Here is a 1393-nt window from a genome sequence, read left to right as displayed (position 1 = left end):
GTTTTGACACATTTACATTTGCAGTATTAAATATCCCAATAAAAATATAAGTGTATATTTGAAAAGAAGAGTTGCAGTGAACTAACTTTGACACTAGTCTTAAATGACTATAGGCTGAATCAGACTGCAACTCTCTTAATCGGAGAACCTAGCCAGTTAGAATTGTAGGCTCACGACCTAATAAATGTATTAGCTGTTTCTCCTTCATGTTTAATACTGTAAATACAAAGTTATGAATTATTCTCATTTTGTAGGTCTTGATGTAGGAAAAAAAACATTCGATGCATCATTAATGTCCGCGGACGAGAAAGAGTTGTCTCACAAGTCTTTTAATAACACTCCAGAGGGGGTCCAATCTTTATTGAATTGGATAGCTGGTTATCACCTTTCTTTATCTAAACTCTTATTCTGTGCTGAAAACATGGGAAGTTATGTCACAGAATTATCAGTTTCAAGTGTTTCCATGGGATTTTCCCTGACTTTAGTTTGTCCGTTAACCATAAAGAAGTCAATAGGCTTGCAACGAGGAAAAAATGACCGCATTGACGCTAAAAAAATAGCAAACTATGCGGCATTACACTATCGAAAACTGGAACTATACAAATTGCCTGACGAAGACTTGGTGAGACTGCGAGGATGGATTATTGTACGTGACAATCTGGTCAAGCAAAAAGTATCAAGCATAAAGTTATTGGAAACATTCTCCCACATGGTTAAGTTGGCTGATGTGACAGAATCCATTGCTTTTTTGGAAGAACAGCTCAAGTCGATAAAGGAAAAGATCCTGAAGGTGGAAGAAGCTATGGAGCAACTAATAGCCGCCAGTAGTTCTCTTTATACAAACTACTTGCTATTAAGAAGTATAAAAGGTATAGGAATCATCAATGCCATTGTATTACTGTGTGTTACTGAGAATTTTCAAAGATTTGACAACCCGAGGAAATTTGCCTGCTATTGTGGAGTTGCCCCATTTGAACATACTTCAGGTATTTCTATACGGGGAAGAACGCAAACTTCTACATTGGCTAACAAAGAAGTAAAAGTATACCTTACCCGCGCAGCCATTACTGCCATCTCTTGGGATCCACAGATGAAAGCATATTATAAAAGGAAAATAGCCGAGGGAAAACATAAAGCATCTGTAATCAATGCGGTAAGAGCCAAAATCATAGCAAGGTCTTTTGCTGTGATACGAAGGCAGACTCCATTTGTAACATTGGTAGCATAATAAAAGGGGCTTAACTTCGAAAAATTCTTAGGTTTAGGAAGTAGCTATACACTTCTGAAGAGTAGTTATGTCTATATAAGAACTTACCCAAGGATACGTTAATATTCGTAAACCTGGGTAAGATTTTATAGATATTGTTTGGAGAGGACTTAGAATTCACCCTCT

General features: G+C 36.9%; 1 protein-coding gene. It reads left to right on the top strand.

All coding sequences use genetic code 11. The annotated features are described in order from the left end of the window. The first annotated feature begins 232 nt into the window (after nucleotides 1–232). On the top strand, nucleotides 233–1228 hold the full coding sequence (locus C234_RS0112910) for an IS110 family RNA-guided transposase (RefSeq protein WP_021647353.1): 996 nt from the start codon (nucleotides 233–235) through the stop codon (nucleotides 1226–1228). Nucleotides 1229–1393 lie beyond the last annotated feature (165 nt).

Source organism: Bacteroides pyogenes DSM 20611 = JCM 6294, assembly GCF_000428105.1.
Classification (GTDB): domain Bacteria; phylum Bacteroidota; class Bacteroidia; order Bacteroidales; family Bacteroidaceae; genus Bacteroides; species Bacteroides pyogenes.
Note: the sequence above shows the minus strand (reverse complement) of the source record. Positions and strands in the feature narration are given on the sequence as shown.